This window comes from Pseudomonas putida (genome assembly GCF_016406145.1).
Taxonomy (GTDB): Bacteria; Pseudomonadota; Gammaproteobacteria; order Pseudomonadales; family Pseudomonadaceae; genus Aquipseudomonas; species Aquipseudomonas putida_E.
This window is the reverse complement of the sequence record NZ_CP066306.1, coordinates 5578196-5597430: the sequence shown is the minus strand read 5'-3', so window position 1 is coordinate 5597430 and position 19235 is coordinate 5578196. Positions and strand designations below refer to the sequence as shown.

Annotated in this window: 8 protein-coding genes; 7 read left to right on the top strand and 1 reads right to left on the bottom strand. The window is 61.5% G+C overall.

What is annotated here, in order from left to right; translation table 11 throughout:
- The first annotated feature begins 96 nt into the window (after positions 1–96).
- The 6 genes from JET17_RS25810 to JET17_RS25785 all read left to right on the top strand — a co-directional run bounded on the left by JET17_RS25810 (position 97) and on the right by JET17_RS25785 (position 17645).
- The gene (locus JET17_RS25810) at positions 97–13245 is read left to right on the top strand and encodes an immunoglobulin-like domain-containing protein (protein WP_198823186.1); all 13149 of its coding nucleotides are present in this window, start codon (positions 97–99) and stop codon (positions 13243–13245) included.
- A gap of 156 nt (positions 13246–13401) precedes the next feature.
- A complete protein-coding gene (locus tag JET17_RS25805) occupies positions 13402–13743 on the top strand; it encodes a hypothetical protein (RefSeq protein ID WP_039603601.1) in 342 nt (113 codons plus the stop codon).
- A gap of 217 nt (positions 13744–13960) precedes the next feature.
- Positions 13961–14860 carry a TauD/TfdA dioxygenase family protein gene (locus JET17_RS25800; RefSeq protein WP_012316811.1) on the top strand — a complete coding sequence of 300 codons (900 nt, stop codon included), beginning with the start codon at positions 13961–13963 and terminating at the stop codon, positions 14858–14860.
- A gap of 17 nt (positions 14861–14877) precedes the next feature.
- Entirely contained in the window at positions 14878–15897 is a 1020-nt protein-coding gene (locus JET17_RS25795; protein WP_012316810.1) for an ABC transporter substrate-binding protein, read from the top strand.
- 6 nt (positions 15898–15903) lie between these two features.
- Positions 15904–16767 carry an ABC transporter ATP-binding protein gene (locus JET17_RS25790; protein ID WP_012316809.1) on the top strand — a complete coding sequence of 288 codons (864 nt, stop codon included), beginning with the start codon at positions 15904–15906 and terminating at the stop codon, positions 16765–16767.
- 14 nt (positions 16768–16781) lie between these two features.
- Positions 16782–17645 carry an ABC transporter permease gene (locus JET17_RS25785; RefSeq protein ID WP_012316808.1) on the top strand — a complete coding sequence of 288 codons (864 nt, stop codon included), beginning with the start codon at positions 16782–16784 and terminating at the stop codon, positions 17643–17645.
- 14 nt (positions 17646–17659) lie between these two features.
- Here the strand turns inward: JET17_RS25785 and JET17_RS25780 are convergent, their stop codons facing one another.
- Positions 17660–18217: a WYL domain-containing protein gene (locus JET17_RS25780; RefSeq protein WP_012316807.1), complete on the bottom strand. Its 558-nt coding sequence runs from the start codon at positions 18215–18217 to the stop codon at positions 17660–17662.
- Between the two features lie 206 nt (positions 18218–18423).
- Here JET17_RS25780 and JET17_RS25775 point away from each other — a divergent pair, with 206 nt between their 5' ends.
- Positions 18424–19221, top strand: a complete 798-nt coding sequence (locus JET17_RS25775; protein WP_012316806.1) for a tetratricopeptide repeat protein — start codon at positions 18424–18426, stop codon at positions 19219–19221.
- Positions 19222–19235 lie beyond the last annotated feature (14 nt).

Sequence of the window (19235 nt, the reverse complement as noted above, 5' to 3'; positions counted from 1 at the left end):
GATGACGTTTACAAAGACGCCGGCCAGGTCAAAGCGACCGTCACTGGTACCACCGGTGGTGACTTCGAGAACCTCGCAGTCAACCCGGCTGAGGCCGTGACCAACGTCAGCGATACGCTCGATACGTCGACCGTCACGTTGACCGCCACTCCAAGCGTGGTCGAGGGCGGCACCGTGGTGTACACCGCCTCGGTGTCGGCGCCTGTTACTGGCTCGCCGCTGGTTGTGACATTGGCCAATGGTCAAAGCATCACCATCGGTGTCGGTGAGTCGTCCGGTTCGGTCGACTTCACCGCGCCCAATAACGTCTACAACACCAATGCACCGCTGACCAATAGCATCACCAAGGTCGACGGCGGTAACTATGAGAAGCTCGATACCGCCGGTACACCAACCACGACGGTTACCGACAGTCCCGCTACCCAGGCGACTACCAACCTGGTGCTGAGCGCCACGGGTGATGTCGCTGAGGGCGGTCAGATTGTCTACACCGCGACCTTGAGCAACCCAGCGGGCACGGCGATGACCGTGACGCTGAGCAACGGCGCGACCATCAACATCGCGGCCGGCCAGACTTCCGGCACGGTCGCTGTCCCAGCCCCGGCCGATGACGTCTACAAGGACGCCGGCCAGGTCAAAGCCACCATCACCGGCACCACCGGTGGTGACTTCGAGAACCTCGCAGTCAACCCGGCTGAGGCCGTGACCAACGTCAGCGACACTCTCGATACCAGCACGGTGACCCTGACCGCCACTCCAAGCGTGGTCGAGGGCGGTACCGTGGTGTACACCGCCTCGGTATCGGCTCCTGTTACTGGTTCGCCACTGGTCGTGACCCTGGCCAATGGCCAGAGCATCACCATCGGCGTCGGCGAATCGTCCGGCTCGGTCGACTACACCGCGCCAAACAACGTCTACAACACCAACACCCCGCTGACCAACAGCATCACTAAGGTCGACGGCGGTAATTACGAGAAGTTGGATGCTGCGGGCACTCCGGCCACCACGGTCACCGACAGCCCGGCTACCCAGGCGACCACCAACCTGGTGCTGAGCGCAACCGGCGATGTGGCCGAAGGCGGTCAGATCGTCTACACCGCCACGCTGAGCAATCCCGCCGGCACGGCGATGACCGTGACCCTGAGCAACGGCGCAACTATCAACATTGCGGCCGGCCAGACCACTGGCCAAGTGACCGTCGCTGCACCCGCCGATGACGTCTACAAAGACGCCGGCCAGGTCAAAGCGACCGTCACTGGTACCACCGGTGGTGACTTCGAAAACCTCGCAGTCAATCCGGCTGAGGCCGTGACTAACGTCAGCGACACGCTCGATACCAGCACGGTGACCCTGACCGCCACTCCAAGCGTGGTCGAGGGCGGCACCGTGGTGTACACCGCGTCGGTATCGGCTCCTGTTACTGGTTCGCCACTGGTCGTGACCTTGGCCAACGGCCAAAGCATCACCATCGGCGTCGGCGAATCGTCCGGCTCGGTCGACTACACCGCGCCAAACAACGTCTACAACACCAATACTGCACTGACCAACAGCATCACCAAGGTTGAGGGCGGTAACTACGAACAGCTCGACACCGCCGGCACTCCAACCACCACGGTCACCGATAGCCCAGCTACTCAGGCCACGACCAACCTGGTGCTGAGCGCCACTGGCGATGTCGCCGAAGGCGGTCAGATCGTCTATACCGCCACGCTGAGCAATCCCGCCGGCACGGCGATGACCGTGACCCTGAGCAACGGCGCAACTATCAACATTGCGGCCGGCCAGACCACTGGCCAAGTGACCGTCGCTGCACCCGCCGATGACGTCTACAAAGACGCCGGCCAGGTCAAAGCGACCGTCACTGGTACCACCGGTGGTGACTTCGAGAACCTCGCAGTCAACCCGGCTGAAGCTGTGACCAATGTCAGCGATACCCTCGATACGTCGACCGTGACCCTGACCGCCAATGCTTCAGTAATCGAAGGTGGCGTGGTTACGTACACCGCCTCCGTGTCGGCTCCTGTTACTGGTTCGCCGCTGGTCGTCACCTTGGCTAACGGCCAAAGCATTACCATTGGCGTCGGCGAGTCGTCCGGCGCGGTCAACTTTGTTGCGCCAAACAACGTCTACACCACCAACACCCCGTTGACCAACAGCATCACCAAGGTCGAGGGCGGTAACTACGAACAGCTCGATATGGCGGGCACTCCGACCACCACAGTTACCGACAGCCCGGCTACCCAGGCCACTACCAACCTTGTGTTGAGCGCGACTGGCGACGTCGCTGAGGGCGGCCAGATCGTTTACACCGCGACATTGAGCAACCCAGCTGGCACGGCGATGACCGTCACCCTGAGCAATGGCGCGACCATCAATATCGCGGCAGGCCAGACCACTGGCCAAGTGAGCGTCGCTGCTCCGGCTGATGACGTCTACAAAGATGCCGGTCAGGTCAAAGCCACCATCACCGGTACCACCGGTGGTGACTTCGAGCAGTTGGCTGTTACTCCGACCGAAGCCGTGACCAACGTCAGCGATACCCTCGATACGTCGACCGTGACCCTGACTGCGAATGCTTCGGTAATCGAAGGTGGCGTAGTCACCTACACCGCCTCGGTATCGGCCCCAGTTACCGGCAGCCCACTGGTCGTGACCCTGGCCAACGGCCAGAGCATCACCATCGGCGTCGGTGAGTCGTCCGGTTCGGTCGACTTCGTTGCGCCGAACAACGTCTACAACACCAATACCGCGTTGACCAACAGCATCACCAAGGTCGAGGGCGGTAACTACGAACAGCTCGACACCGCCGGCACTCCGACCACGACTGTCACCGACAGCCCGGCTACCCAGGCGACCACCAACCTGGTGCTGAGCGCGACCGGCGATGTGGCCGAAGGCGGTCAGATCGTTTACACCGCGACCTTGAGCAACCCAGCTGGCACGGCGATGACCGTGACCTTGAGCAACGGCGCGACCATCAATATCGCAGCCGGTCAGACCTCCGGTACGGTCGCTGTTGCAGCCCCGGCGGATGACGTCTACAAGGATGCCGGTCAGGTCAAAGCCATCATCACTGGTACCACTGGTGGTGACTTCGAGAACCTCGCAGTCAACCCGGCTGAGGCCGTGACCAACGTCAGCGATACCGTCGATATCTCGACTGTCACCCTGACTGCGAATGCTTCGGTAATCGAAGGTGGCGTGGTCACCTACACCGCTTCGCTGTCGGCTCCGGTCACCGGTTCGCCGCTGGTCGTGACCCTGGCCAACGGCCAAAGCATCACCATCGGTGTTGGCGAGTCGTCCGGTTCGGTCGACTTCGTTGCGCCGAACAACGTCTACAACACCAATACCCCGCTGACCAACAGCATCACCAAGGTTGAAGGCGGTAATTACGAACAGCTCGACACCGCCGGCACTCCGACCACCACGGTCACCGACAGCCCGGCTACCCAGGCGACCACCAACCTGGTGCTGAGCGCGACCGGCGATGTGGCCGAAGGCGGTCAGATCGTCTATACCGCCACGCTGAGCAATCCCGCCGGCACGGCGATGACCGTGACGCTGAGCAATGGCGCGACCATCAACATCGCGGCCGGCCAAACCACTGGCACAGTCTCTGTTCCAGCCCCGGCGGATGACGTTTACAAAGACGCAGGCCAGGTCAAAGTCACCGTCACTGGTACCACCGGTGGTGACTTCGAGAACCTCGCAGTCAACCCGGCTGAAGCCGTGACCAACGTTAGCGATACCCTCGATACGTCGACCGTGACCCTGACCGCCAATGCTTCAGTAATTGAAGGTGGCGTGGTTACGTACACCGCCTCCGTGTCGGCTCCTGTTACTGGTTCGCCGCTGGTCGTCACCTTGGCTAACGGCCAAAGCATTACCATTGGCGTCGGCGAGTCGTCGGGCTCGGTCGACTTTGTTGCGCCGAACAACGTGTACAACACCAATACCGCGCTCACCAACAGCATCACCAAGGCCGAGGGTGGTAACTACGAACAGCTCGATACTGCCGGCACTCCGACCACCACGGTTACCGACAGCCCGGCTACTCAAGCGACCACCAACCTGGTGCTGAGCGCGACTGGCGATGTGGCGGAAGGCGGTCAGATCGTTTACACCGCGACCCTGAGCAACCCAGCTGGCACGGCGATGACCGTGACCTTGAGTAACGGCGCGACCATCAATATCGCAGCAGGTCAGACCTCCGGTACGGTCGCTGTCCCAGCCCCGGCCGATGACGTCTACAAGGACGCTGGTCAGGTCAAAGCCACCATCACCGGCACAACCGGTGGTGACTTCGAGAACCTCGCAGTCAACCCGGCTGAGGCCGTGACTAACGTTAGCGACACGATCGACGCTAGCACGGTGACCCTGACCGCCAATGCTTCGGTAGTCGAAGGTGGCGTAGTCACCTACACCGCTTCGCTGTCGGCTCCGGTCACCGGTTCGCCGCTGGTCGTGACCCTGGCCAACGGCCAAAGCATCACCATCGGTGTTGGCGAGTCGTCCGGTTCGGTCGACTTCGTTGCGCCGAACAACGTCTACAACACCAATACCGCACTGACCAACAGCATCACCAAGGTCGAGGGCGGTAATTACGAACAGCTCGACACCGCCGGCACTCCGACCACCACGGTTACCGACAGTCCCGCTACCCAGGCCACTACCAACCTGGTGCTGAGCGCAACTGGGGATGTGGCCGAAGGCGGCCAGATCGTTTACACCGCGACCTTGAGCAACCCCGCCGGCACGGCGATGACCGTGACCCTGAGCAATGGCGCGGTCATCAATATCGCAGCAGGTCAGACCTCCGGCACGGTCGCTGTTCCGGCCCCGGCGGATGACGTCTACAAAGACGCCGGTCAGGTCAAAGCCACCGTCACTGGTACCACTGGTGGCGACTTCGAGAACCTCGCAGTGAATCCGGCTGAGGCCGTGACCAACGTTAGCGATACCCTCGATACCAGTACGGTGACCCTGACCGCCACTCCAAGCGTGGTCGAGGGCGGTACCGTTGTGTACACCGCGTCCGTGTCGGCGCCGGTCACCGGCAGCCCGCTGGTGGTTACCCTGGCCAACGGCCAGAGCATCACCATCGGCGTCGGCGAATCGTCTGGCTCGGTCAACTTCACCGCCCCGAACAACGTCTACAACACCAATCCCCCGCTGACCAACAGCATCACCAAGGTCGAGGGCGGTAATTACGAACAGCTCGACACCGCCGGCACTCCGACCACCACGGTTACCGACAGCCCGGCTACCCAGGCGACCACCAACCTGGCGCTGAGCGCCACCGGCGATGTCGCTGAGGGCGGTCAGATTCTCTACACCGCGACCTTGAGCAACCCAGCGGGTACGGCGATGACCGTGACGCTGAGCAATGGCGCGACCATCAATATCGCTGCCGGCCAGACCTCTGGCCAAGTGACCGTCGCTGCACCGGCCGATGACGTCTACAAAGACGCCGGTCAGGTCAAAGCCAGCATCACTGGTACCACCGGTGGTGACTTCGAGAACCTCGCAGTGAATCCGGCTGAAGCCGTGACCAACGTCAGCGATACCCTCGATACGTCGACTGTGACTCTGACTGCGAATGCTTCGGTAGTCGAAGGTGGCGTAGTCACTTACACGGCCTCCGTTAGCGCTCCGGTCACCGGCAGCCCATTGGTGGTCACCCTGGCCAACGGCCAAAGCATCACCATCGGCGTGGGCGAATCGTCCGGCTCGGTCGACTTCGTTGCGCCAAACAACGTCTACAACACCAATACTGCACTGACCAACAGCATCACCAAGGTCGACGGCGGCAATTACGAACAGCTCGACACCGCCGGCACTCCGACCACGACTGTCACCGACAGCCCGGCTACCCAGGCCACTACCAACCTTGTGTTGAGCGCGACTGGCGACGTCGCTGAGGGCGGCCAGATCGTCTACACCGCGACCTTGAGCAACCCCGCCGGCACGGCGATGACCGTGACGCTGAGCAATGGCGCGACCATCAACATTGCGGCCGGTCAGACGTCCGGCACGGTCTCTGTTCCAGCCCCGGCCGATGACGTCTACAAAGATGCGGGTCAGGTCAAAGCCACTATCACCGGCACCACTGGTGGTGACTTCGAGCAGTTGGCGGTTAATCCGGCTGAAGCTGTAACTAACGTCAGCGACACCCTCGACACGTCGACCGTCACGTTGACCGCCACTCCAAGTGTGGTCGAGGGCGGTACCGTGGTGTACACCGCGTCCGTGTCGGCGCCGGTCACCGGCAGCCCGCTGGTGGTTACCCTGGCCAACGGCCAGAGCATCACCATCGGCGTGGGCGAGTCGTCCGGTTCGGTCGACTTCGTTGCGCCGAACAACGTCTACAACACCAATACCGCGTTGACCAACAGCATCACCAAGGCCGAGGGCGGTAACTACGAACAGCTCGACACCGCCGGCACTCCAACCACCACGGTTACCGACAGTCCCGCTACCCAGGCCACTACCAACCTGGTGCTGAGCGCAACTGGGGATGTGGCCGAAGGCGGCCAGATCGTCTACACCGCGACCTTGAGCAACCCCGCCGGCACGGCGATGACCGTGACCCTGAGCAATGGCGCGGTCATCAATATCGCAGCAGGCCAAAGCTCCGGCACGGTCTCTGTTCCAGCCCCGGCGGATGACGTTTATAAAGACGCTGGCCAGGTCAAAGCCACCATCACCGGTACAACCGGTGGTGATTTCGAGAACCTCGCGGTGAATCCGGCTGAAGCCGTGACCAATGTCAGCGATACCCTCGATACCAGCACGGTGACCCTGACCGCCAATGCTTCAGTAGTCGAAGGTGGCGTGGTTACGTACACCGCCTCCGTGTCGGCTCCTGTTACTGGTTCGCCACTGGTCGTCACCCTGGCCAACGGCCAGAGCATCACCATCGGCGTCGGTGAGTCTTCCGGCTCGGTCGACTTCGTTGCGCCGAACAACGTCTACAACACCAATACCGCGTTGACCAACAGCATCACCAAGGTCGAAGGCGGTAACTACGAACAGCTCGACACCGCCGGCACTCCGACCACCACGGTTACCGACAGCCCGGCTACTCAGGCGACCACCAACCTGGTGCTGAGCGCCACTGGCGATGTGGCTGAAGGCGGTCAGATCGTCTATACCGCCACGCTGAGCAATCCAGCCGGCACGGCGATGACCGTAACCCTGAGCAACGGCGCGACCATCAATATCGCGGCAGGCCAGACCACCGGCACGGTCTCTGTTCCGGCCCCGGCGGATGACGTCTACAAGGATGCCGGTCAGGTCAAAGCCACCATCACCGGCACCACCGGTGGTGACTTCGAACAGCTGGCTGTTAACCCGGCTGAAGCCGTGACCAACGTCAGCGACACCCTCGACACGTCGACCGTGACCCTGACTGCGAATGCTTCAGTAGTCGAAGGTGGCGTGGTGACCTACACCGCCTCGGTTAGCGCCCCGGTCACGGGTTCGCCGCTGGTCGTCACCTTGGCCAACGGTCAAAGCATCACCATCGGTGTTGGCGAATCGTCCGGCTCGGTCGACTTCACCGCGCCGAACAACGTCTACAACACCAATACCCCGGTGACCAACAGCATCACTAAGGTCGACGGCGGTAACTACGAGAAGCTGGATACCGCCGGCACTCCAACCACCACGGTCACCGATAGCCCAGCTACCCAGGCGACCACCAACCTGGTGCTGAGCGCGACTGGCGACGTCGCTGAGGGCGGCCAGATCGTCTACACCGCGACCTTGAGCAATCCCGCCGGCACGGCGATGACCGTGACCCTGAGCAACGGCGCAACTATCAATATCGCGGCAGGCAAGACCTCCGGCACGGTCTCTGTTCCGGCCCCGGCGGATGACGTCTACAAAGACGCCGGCCAGGTCAAAGCGACCGTCACTGGTACCACCGGTGGTGACTTCGAGCAGTTGGCTGTTAATCCGGCTGAAGCAGTAACTAACGTCAGCGACACCCTCGACACGTCGACCGTCACGTTGACCGCCACCCCAAGTGTGGTCGAGGGCGGTACCGTGGTGTACACCGCGTCGGTATCGGCGCCGGTCACCGGCAGCCCGCTGGTGGTTACCCTGGCCAACGGCCAGAGCATCACCATCGGCGTCGGTGAGTCGTCCGGCTCGGTCAACTTCACCGCACCGAACAACGTTTACAACACCAATGCACCGCTGACCAACAGCATCACCAAGGTTGACGGCGGTAACTACGAGAAGCTGGATACCGCGGGTACTCCAACCACCACGGTCACCGACAGCCCGGCTACCCAGGCGGCCACCAACCTGGTGCTGAGCGCAACTGGGGATGTGGCCGAAGGCGGCCAGATCGTTTACACCGCGACCTTGAGCAACCCCGCCGGCACGGCGATGACTGTGACGCTGAGCAACGGCGCGACCATCAATATCGCGGCAGGCCAGACCACCGGCACGGTCTCTGTTCCGGCCCCGGCGGATGACGTCTACAAGGATGCCGGTCAGGTCAAAGCCACCATCACCGGCACCACCGGTGGTGACTTCGAACAGCTGGCTGTTAGCCCGGCTGAGGCCGTGACCAATGTCAGCGATACCCTCGATACGTCGACCGTGACCCTGACTGCGAATGCCTCGGTCGTTGAAGGTGGGGTGGTCACTTACACCGCCTCCGTTAGCGCTCCAGTCACGGGTTCGCCGCTGGTCGTCACCCTGGCCAACGGCCAGAGCATCACCATCGGCGTCGGCGAGTCGTCCGGCTCGGTCAACTTCACCGCGCCGAACAACGTGTACAACACCAACACCGCGCTGACCAACACCATCACCAAGGTCGACGGCGGCAATTACGAGAAGTTGGTCACCGCTGGTACCCCGTCAACGACGGTAACGGATGTGGCGGGTACCAAGGACACGACGAGCCTTGTCCTGAGCGCGACGCCAACGGTCGCCGAAGGCGGCAAGATCACCTATACCGCAACCTTGTCCAACAAGGCCGGTTCTGACATGACCATCAAATTGAGCAATGGCGAGACCATCTCCATCGCCAAAGGTCAGACCGAAGGCAGCATCACCCTCAACGCGCCCGGCGATGATCCCTACATCGATGCCGGCTCGGTACAGGTCAAGATCGACGGAAGCACCGGCGGCGACTTCGAATTGCTGGCAGTCGACGGCGCTTACGCGGTGACCAAGGTCACCGACACCCTCGACAATACCAGCCTGACCCTCAGCGCCACGCCCACGGTCGCCGAAGGTGGCCAGATCACCTACACCGCCACGTTGAGCAACCCGGCAGGCACGGCGATGACGGTCACCCTGAGCAATGGCCAGACCATCAACATTGCAGCAGGCAAAACATCAGGTTCGGTAATTGTCGCCGCGCCCGGTGAGGATGTGTACATCGATGCAGGTGACGTGTCGGCGAAAATTACCGGGACTTCCGGTGGCAACTTCGAGAACCTTGTCGTCAGTAACACGGCAGCGGTAACCGCCGTGACCGACACCCTCCAGACGACCACCCTGAGCATCAGTGGTACAACCGCTGTTGCCGAAGGCGGCAACGCAACTTACACGCTGAACCTCAGCAACAATGCGCAAACCGATGTGACGGTGAAGCTTTCGTATTCCGGCACCGCCGCCAATGGTGCCGACTACACCGGTGTGGCCATCGTAACGATCAAAGCCGGCAGCAACTCAGCCACCTTCACCATCCCGACAATCAAGGACAATGTCACCGAAGGTACCGAGCAGTTCACCGTCAAGATCGACTCGGCCACCGGCGGCAACTTCGAAAACCTGGCGGTCAGCGGTAGCGCTGGTAGCGTCACCACCCAGATCTTCGAGCCGGCGCCCGTTCTGGACCTGGACGCCAACGATTCGAGCGGAAAGACCGGCGCCGACTACCAGACCACGTTCACCGAAAACCAGCCAGGCAGCGGTGTTTCGATCGGCGATATCGACGTGTCGATCACCGACTTCGACAGCTCGATGCTGACCGGCGCGACGGTGACCCTGACCAATCGCCAGCCCGGCGATGCCCTGAACCTGGGCAACAGCGTCAATGGCATCTCGATCAATGCCAACAGCACCGACGGCAAGGTGGTCCTGACCCTGAGCGGAACCGCTTCGCTGGCTGACTACATCCAGGCGATCAAGAACATCACCTTCATCAACACCAGTGAAGACCCGAGCACCGCCCCTCGGATCATCACGGTCACGGTGACCGACGGTGTGAACACCTCGAATACGGCGACCACCACGGTCAATGTCGTGGCGGTCAACGACGTGCCCACCACCACTGGTGGAGCGGTCACCGGAACCGAGGACACCGACCTGGTGCTGGGTTGGAGCGACTTCAACATCAGCGATGTCGATTCCTCGCTCGCCAGCCTGGGGGTGACCATCACCCAGTTGCCAGGGGCCGGTACCTTGAAGCTGTACAACGGCACCAGTTGGGTCGATGTGAAGGCAGGCCAGACCATCAGCCAGGCCGACATCGCCGCCGGCAAGCTCAAGTTCGTTCCTGTGGCTAACCAGTCGGGTGTCGATGGCTACGGTGGTACCGGTGTGGGCAACAAGCAGGCGGACTACGCGCAGATCAAGTACGCGCCTACCGATGGCAAGGGCACGGGCAGCGAAGCCACGCTGAAGGTCGATATCACACCGATGGCCGACAAGCCGGACCTGAGCATTGGCAGCAACAACGTCAACTCGCTGGGCCTGACCAAGGAAACCTGGACCAGCCTCACTGGCCTGGGCACCAACGGCAATGGCATCACGGGCGACGCGCTGAAGAACGTGTTCGCCAACTCCGGCAACGCCGGCAAGAGCGAGCAGGTGACCACTGTCGACACCACGGCCACCGTCACCCCGGGGTCGGGCTCGAAGACCTCAGGCCTGATCTATCTGGAGGCCGGCAAGACCTACACCTTCAGCGGCACCGCCGACGACAGCCTGCAGATCGTCATCGGCGGCAAGAACGTCGCCGGCGGTACCTGGGGCTCGGCCAGCGGCAGCATTTCCGGCAGCTACACCCCAACCACGAGCGGCTATTACACCCTGGAGATCTACAACGCCAACCAGGCAGGGCCAGGCAGCCTCGACGTCAACATCAAGGTGGGTAACGGTGCAATCACTGACCTTAGCAGCGCCAACATCCCGATGTACCCGAACCTCGCCGCGCTGGCCAACGCCGGGGTCACGGTGTCCGACCTGCATGGCAGCAACGGCGTGGGTTACTACGACGGCTACAAGCTCAACGAAGGCGGCGAGAATGGTGCGCCGGTCAAGCTGGTAGGCATCAGTACCGCGCTGACCGACACCGACGGCTCCGAGAGCCTGAGCGTCAAGCTAAACGGCATACCGGCAGGCTCCGTGGTTGCCGATAATGCAGGCCATACCTTCACCGTTGGTGCCAGTGCGGTAGATGTCACGGGTTGGAATCTGGGCAGCCTGACCATCAAGCCGCCGGCCTATTACTCCGGCCAGTTCGATGTGAAAGTCACCTCGACGGCCACCGAAAGCGTTGGCGGCAGCACTGCGACCAGCGAAGGCAGCATCAAGGTCACGGTCTACCCGCAGTCGTACACCACCAGCAACCTGTCGTCCGACAGCGACAGCATCACTGGCACCGATGGCAATGACATCGTGGTCGCGGATGTCAGCGGCCTGCACGTGGTACCAGGCCAGGACTACAACATCGCCTTCATCGTCGACACCTCGGGCAGCATGGGCTCTTCGGGCGTCGATGCTGCGAAGAAATCGCTGGAGTCGGTATTCAAGACCTTGGCTGCAAGCGTCAAGGGCGCACAGTCCGGGACGGTGAATATTCTGTTGGTCGACTTTGCAACCCAGGTCAAGAGCAGCGTATCGGTGACCCTCAACGATGCGGGCCTGAAAACCCTGCTGAGTGCGCTGGGCACGTTGAACTCCAATGGCGGCACCAACTATGAGGATGCCTTCAAAACGACAGCCAACTGGTTCGCGAACCTCAAGGCTGCAGGTAGCACTGGTAGTAACCAGACATTCTTCATCACTGACGGTGAGCCGACCTATTACCAGACGAGTGAACAGGCCAACCCGAACCTGGGCAACACCAACGTCAAGCTCGACACGTTCCTGTCGTCGATCAACTACAAGATGGGCGATACCGTTACCAACTATCAGTTGGATACCAACAATCGTCTCTCGATCGACAGCAGCGGCAAGTTGACCATGCAGGTTCGCGAGTTGGACTGGAGCTGGAACACGGGCTACTACTACAAATGGTCTACTCAGAGCACAGCCACTATCCATGCCGAGGGTAATGGTGGATACGAGCTGTCGACCCGAGACGGCACGGGCAACTCGACAGACCGGGCAACCACCAACAACTCGACTGATAGCTTCAAGATCCTCTCTGGCTTGTCCGATGTGGAGGCAATAGGCCTGAACAGTGGCGTGAACAAGGACGACCTGAAGCCCTATGACTCCGATGGCAAACCACAGGCCAACATCGACCCAAGCAAACTGGCAGACGCCATCCTCGGCCACACCGAAGTCACCCAGCCGGGCAACGACACGGTCAACGGTGGTGACGGCAACGACATTATCTTTGGCGACTTGCTGACCTTCTCTACGGTCGCCGGCACTGGTGTAGAGGCAATCCAGGGTTATGTGGCCAACAAACTCGGTGTCGATGCGGGTGATGTCGATGCGCGGGCAATGCACAAGTACATCAACGAGCATTACACCGAGTTCGATGTTGCGGGCAGCAATGATGGCGCCGACACCCTGATGGGGGGCGCAGGCAATGACATCCTCTTCGGCCAAGGGGGTAATGACACACTCGATGGCGGCAAAGGTAATGACATGCTGCTGGGCGGTACTGGCAACGACACCCTGATCGGCGGCCAAGGCAACGACATGCTGATCGGTGGCAGCGGTGCCGACACCTTCGTGTGGAAGTCCGGTGATATTGGCAGTGACGTGATCAAGGACTTCAAAGTCAGCGAGGGTGACCGTCTCGATCTGCGCGACCTGCTGCAGGGTGAGAAGGCCAGCACTATCGACAACTTCCTGAAGATTACCACCGTCGATGGTTCCTCGACCTTGCAGGTCAGCACCGAAGGTAAGCTCAACGCAGCGGGTGGCCTGGCCAATGCCGATGTGTCTATCAAACTGGAAGGGGTCAACTGGTCCAATACCACGGTCAACTCGTTGATCAGCGGAGCAGACCCCACCATCAAGATCGATAACTCCTGATCCCGTCTGCGCGGTGGCCTCCCGGGCCACCGCGCAGAGCGGTCTTTTCTGGCATCTTCGTGCAGCGCATACTTCTGCGCCGGGCTGTCATGCCCGATGAACTTTGCCTATGCTGCTGACTACCAACAAGGAACCATCGTGACGAGGGACGACGCCATGTTCTACGTGCAACGCGACGCCGAGGGCCAGTTGCTGCGGGTAGAAGCTGCACCTTATGCCGAACATACGGAGATCCTCCCGGCAGATCATGCCGAGATACAGGAGTGGTTTGCTGACGATGTCGTCGAAAACAGCCTGAAGCAGCTGAAGCAGAGCGACTTGGACATGATCCGGGTGCTTGAAGACTTGATCGAGGTGCTGACTGCCAAAGGCGTGTTCAGCATCACCGACCTGCCGCCTGGCGCCCAGGCCAAGCTGCTCAGTCGCTCCACTGCGCGCAAGGCGCTCGGCAGCTTGAACAATCTGATCGAGGACGAGGAGGAGGGCGGGTTGATTTAATCCGCTGTACTTGCCTGCTTACCCGGCATACAGCTGCCACCCTAATATCGTTATTCATTAACGATATTTAAATTATTTTTCTTATTACCTTATAGTCACTCCACTGCGTACCCGTCGACCAATCGATGCGCCGCACGACTTGAACCCACACGGCTAAACCCCGTGCGTTTCTGATCGTTGCGCGTCATCGAAGTCGCGCACTGCGTGGGAGTGAAAAATGTCCGCCGTCTCGAACGCCTTGTCGTCCAACCACAGCGCTCAGCCGCAAACCTTTGAAATACGCCCGTTCTCGGGTGCCGTTGGCGCCGAGATCATCGGCCTGGACCTGGCAAAACCGGTCAACGCCGAGGACTTCAGCCTTATTCATCGCGCCCACCTCGAGCACCATGTACTGGTGCTGCGCGACCAGCGCATCAGCCCTGAACAGCAGATCGCCTTCAGCCGCCGCTTCGGCCAACTGCAGATCCATGTGCTAAAGCAGTTTCTGCTCAAAGGCCACCCCGAGATCCTGATCGTCTCCAACATCATCGAGAACGGCCACAACATCGGCTTGGGCGATGCCGGCAAGTTCTGGCATTCGGACCTGTCATACAAGGAACTCCCAAGCCTGGGCTCCATGCTGCACGCCCAAGAGTTGCCCAGCGAAGGTGGCGACACCCTGTTCGCCGACATGCACAAGGCCTGGGACGCGGTACCCCAAGCGCTGCGCAAGCAGGTCGAGGGCCGCAGTGCCGCTCACTCCTACACCGCCCGTTATGCCGAGACCAAGTTCGAAGGCAACTGGCGCCCGACCCTTAGCGCCGAGCAGCTTGCACAGGTGCAGGAAGTGGTCCATCCGGTGGTGCGAACCCACCCGGAAAACGGCCGCAAGGCACTGTTCGTCAGCGAAGGGTTCACTACCCGGATTGTCGGCCTGCCGGATGATGAAAGCCGCGACGTGCTGCAGCAGCTTTATGCCCTGAGCGTGCTCGAACAGAACATCTACCGCCACCAATGGCAGCCACACGACCTGGTGTTCTGGGACAACCGCTCGCTGATCCACCTCGCCACAGGCTGCCCGGCGCACCTGCGACGCAAACTTTTCCGCACCACCATCCAGGGCGATGCCCCGTTCTGACGACTGAGGAAACCATCATGCGCAAATCCATCAGCCGCCTGGCGGCAAGTATCAGCCTGGGTGCAAGCTTGGTCGTGGGCAGCCTTGCGGCCCCCACGGTGGCCCATGCCGAAGGCAAGATCCGCATTGCCGAGCAGTTCGGCATTGTCTATCTGCTGCTCAATGTGGTGCGTGATCAGCAACTGATTGAAAAGCACGGCAAGGAGCAGGGTATCGACATCGACGTCGACTGGGCCCAGCTATCCGGGGGTGCTGCGATCAACGACGCGCTGTTGTCCGGCTCGGTGGACATCGCCGGTGCTGGCGTTGGGCCGTTGCTGACTGTATGGGACCGCACCAAAGGCCGGCAGAACGTCAAGGCGGTGGCTTCGCTGGGCAACTTCCCGTACTACCTGGTCAGCAGCAACCCGAACGTGAAGACCATCGCCGACATTTCCGAAAAGGACCGCATTGCCGTGCCGGCCGTGGGCGTCTCGGTGCAATCGCGCTTCCTCCAGTACGCCGCTGCCCAGCAGTGGGGCGAGAAGGAATACAACCGCCTCGACAAGTACACCCTGGCCGTACCGCACCCAGATGCCACCGCCGCGTTGCTGGCTGGCGGCACCGAGCTCAACGGGCACTTCTCCAACCCGCCGTTCCAGGACCAGGCACTGGCCAACAAGGACGTGCACGTGGTGCTCAACAGCTATGACCTGCTCGGCCCCAACTCGCCGACCCTGCTGTTTGCCACCGAGAAATTCCGCAACGACAACCCCAAGACCTACAAGGCGTTCGTCGATGCCCTGGCTGAGGCTGCGGACTTTGCCCAGAAGGACAAGGCGGCGGCTGCCGATACCTATATCCGCGTCACCAAGGCCAAGATTGACCGCGATGTGCTGATCAAGCTGATCGACAACCCCCAATACGAGTTCACCGTAACGCCGAAGAACACCTACAAGCTGGCCGAATTCCTCTACCGGGTAGGCGCCATCAAGCACAAGCCTGAGTCGTGGAAGGACTACTTCTTCCAGGATGAACGCCCACTGCAGGGGAGCTGACCGACCATGACCGCCCCATTGCCAGGCCACACGGCCAGCAACCTTAGCCGTGTGGCTACACCGCCGTTGCTCAAGGTGGATAACCTCAGCCTCGAATACCGTACCGCGCAGCGCGTGGTGCGGGCCACCCATCAGGTCAGCTTCGAAGTCGATCGTGCCGACCGTTTTGTCTTGCTGGGCCCCTCGGGGTGTGGCAAGTCCACGCTGCTCAAGGCCGTAGCCGGGTTCATCAGCCCACAGCAAGGGCAGATCCTGCTGCAGGGCCAGCCGGTCAACGGCCCTGGCCCCGATCGCATCGTGGTGTTCCAGGAGTTTGACCAGCTGCCGCCGTGGAAGACGGTGAAGCAGAACGTCATGTTCCCGCTGCTCGTTTCTGGCCAGCTCAAGCGCGCCGAGGCCGAAGACCGAGCGTTGCATTACCTGGACAAGGTTGGCCTGGCGGCTTTTGCCGACGCTTATCCGCATACCCTGTCGGGTGGCATGAAAGCGCGCGTGGCAATTGCTCGTGCACTGGCCACGCAACCGAAGATCCTGTTGATGGACGAGCCGTTCGCCGCACTCGATGCGCTTACCCGGCGCAAGATGCAGGAAGAGTTGCTGCTGCTGTGGGAGGAGGTGCGCTTCACCTTGCTGTTCGTCACCCATTCCATCGAGGAGGCGCTGGTAGTGGGTAACCGCATCCTGTTGCTGTCACCCCATCCGGGGCGGGTACGGGCCGAGGTGCACAGCCATCAGTACGACCTCGGCAGCCTCGGCGCCAGTGACTTCCAGGCCAGCGCCCGGCGCATCCATCGGCTGTTGTTCGACGAGGTCGATACCCCCGAGCAGGCAGAATACCTGGGCTTCAACGACATCCGCATTGCCTACTGACAGGAGCTTGAGCCATGACCACTACCCCTGTACGTCAGGAATACGAGGTGCAGCTGGAGCCGCTGCTCAGTGTGCCTCTGGAACGCAACCTGCCGCTGGCCCAGCGCCTGTGGCAGCAAGGCTGGTTACGCAAGGCGGTGATCCTCGTGGTGATCGCAGCATTGTGGGAGGCCATTGCCCGCTACCAGGGCAATGATCTGCTGCTGCCGAGCTTTTTGCAGACTGCCGCGGCGCTGTGGGACGGCCTGCGCAGCGGTGAGCTGCCGGCCAAGGTCGGCGTGTCGCTGGTGATCCTGCTCAAGGGGTACGTGCTGGGCATCGTGCTGGCTTTCGGCCTGACCAGCCTGGCGGTTTCCACCCAGCTGGGCCGCGACTTGTTGGGTACGTTGACCTCAATGTTCAACCCGCTGCCCGCGATTGCCCTGCTGCCGCTGGCCCTGCTGTGGTTCGGGCTGGGCGACAACAGCCTGATCTTCGTGCTGGTGCACTCGGTGCTTTGGGCGCTGGCGCTGAATACCTACGCGGGTTTTCTTGGCGTTTCTGAAACCTTGCGCATGGCTGGGCGCAACTATGGCCTCAAAGGGCTGCGGCTGGTGCTGCACATCCTGGTACCCGCGGCACTGCCGTCGATCCTGTCGGGGCTGAAGATCGGCTGGGCATTTGCCTGGCGCACGCTGATCGCCGCCGAGCTGGTGTTCGGCGCGAGCAGCGGCAAGGGCGGGCTGGGTTGGTACATCTTCCAGAACCGCAACGAGCTGTATACCGACAAAGTGTTTGCCGGGTTGGCGGTGGTGATCCTGATCGGTTTGCTGGTCGAGGGGTTGGTGTTCAATACCCTGGAACGGGTGACCGTGCGGCGCTGGGGGATGCAGCGCTGATTTTTAGCGGCCTACTAATTCTGGTACTGCGCAGCTGCATTGCTCAGGGTCTTGGCAATCTCACTGCGCAGTTCATCCGGCTGCTCCACCTTCACCCCGTCCCCCTGGCTCAACACCCACCAGCGTAACGCCCAGCCATCTTCCATCGTGGCCTGCAGCCGATGCCCGTGCTCCAGGGCAGTCAGCTGCATGTCTGCACTCAACGGCTGATCCCGCAACTGACGCGCCACCCTGTCGTTGACCCAGGCTTGCAGCGCCAGCCCATCACCTTGCGCCGGCTGCAGCGCCTCACCGCGCAAGTAGCCCTGCAGATCGAAATTCCCGCGCAGCTCGCCCAAGGCATTCGCCGACCAGTGCCAGCCGAACGGAATGCTCTTGTCGTTGCGCTCCAGCGGGAAGATCAACGAAAGCTCATTGAGGTCGCGTTCCACCGTGCGTTTGCTGACGGTGAAACCTACATCGCGCAGGCGCCACACCAGTTCTGCGCTGGTAATGCCCGGGGAACGGCTGGGTAGCTGGCGTAGCAGCGCCCACTGACGGCTGAGGGTGGCGCGGGTGGTGGCGAACGGCAAAAGGTAACGTCCTTGTCTAGGCTTGCCGCATCAGGATGGCGGCATTAGTGGGTCATGGCAATTAGCCACGATCCGTTCAGATCAAGGAACCGCCAATTGGTTGCCTGGCGCCGAATCGTTCGCGACAGGTTTTGACGTGACGTCGCGCAGAATCACGCCTCATCACAGCCGCAGTAAGGCCTGTGGGTCGTTCAATGAGGATGAACATGTCAGCTGTCAGCAATATCCACTCGCTGCTCGCCCGTCTTCTGCCTGAGCAGGTCATTCCCGCGCCGACCCCCGCTGGCAGGCGACAGCGGCTGTTCGCCGGGGTGGGGTTGCCCAGCCAGCGGGCGCTGCTGGTCAACCGCCTGGACGAAGCGGCGGACTTGCAAGCGGTGTATACCGACCTGCGCCATCAAGCGCTGGCCGGCCATGTGGCGGCGCTCAATGACCTGGGCTGGGTCTGGCTCAATGGCAAGTACTGGCGTGCCGACACCGTGCTGGCCGGGCACCTGCTGCGCATGGCGGCCATGCAGGGCAATGCCGCGGCCTGGTTCAACCTGGGGCAGCAGCACTACTTCGGCAAGGGTGTGGAGGTTTCCTACGTCCAGGCCGCAGAGTGTTATCGCCATGCCTTTGACCGGGGCATGCTCGATGCAGCCGCCGCACTCGGCGATTTGTACGAGGAAGAAGTCTGCGATGCGCAACTGGGCTGGCAGGTCGATCTGGCTCAGGCTTACCAGTGGTTTCTTCGTGGTGCCGAACGGGGCGAGGTGCGTTGCCGCTTCGAGGTGGGCTACCGTTTGTTGCATGGCCTGAGTGTGGACGCTGATATCAAGGCCGGGCTGTACTGGCTGGAGCTGGCGGCAGCGACCGGGGTCATGCAGGCGGCCGAGGAGCTGGCAGTGCATTTCAGCCGTTGCGATGCGGCGCGCTATCTGGATTGGCGGGATCGGGCAGTGCAGATGGGCAGTACGTTGGCGCTGGCGATGAAGTTGGAGGACCAGGTTCAGCCTCAATGAACAACAATTCATGT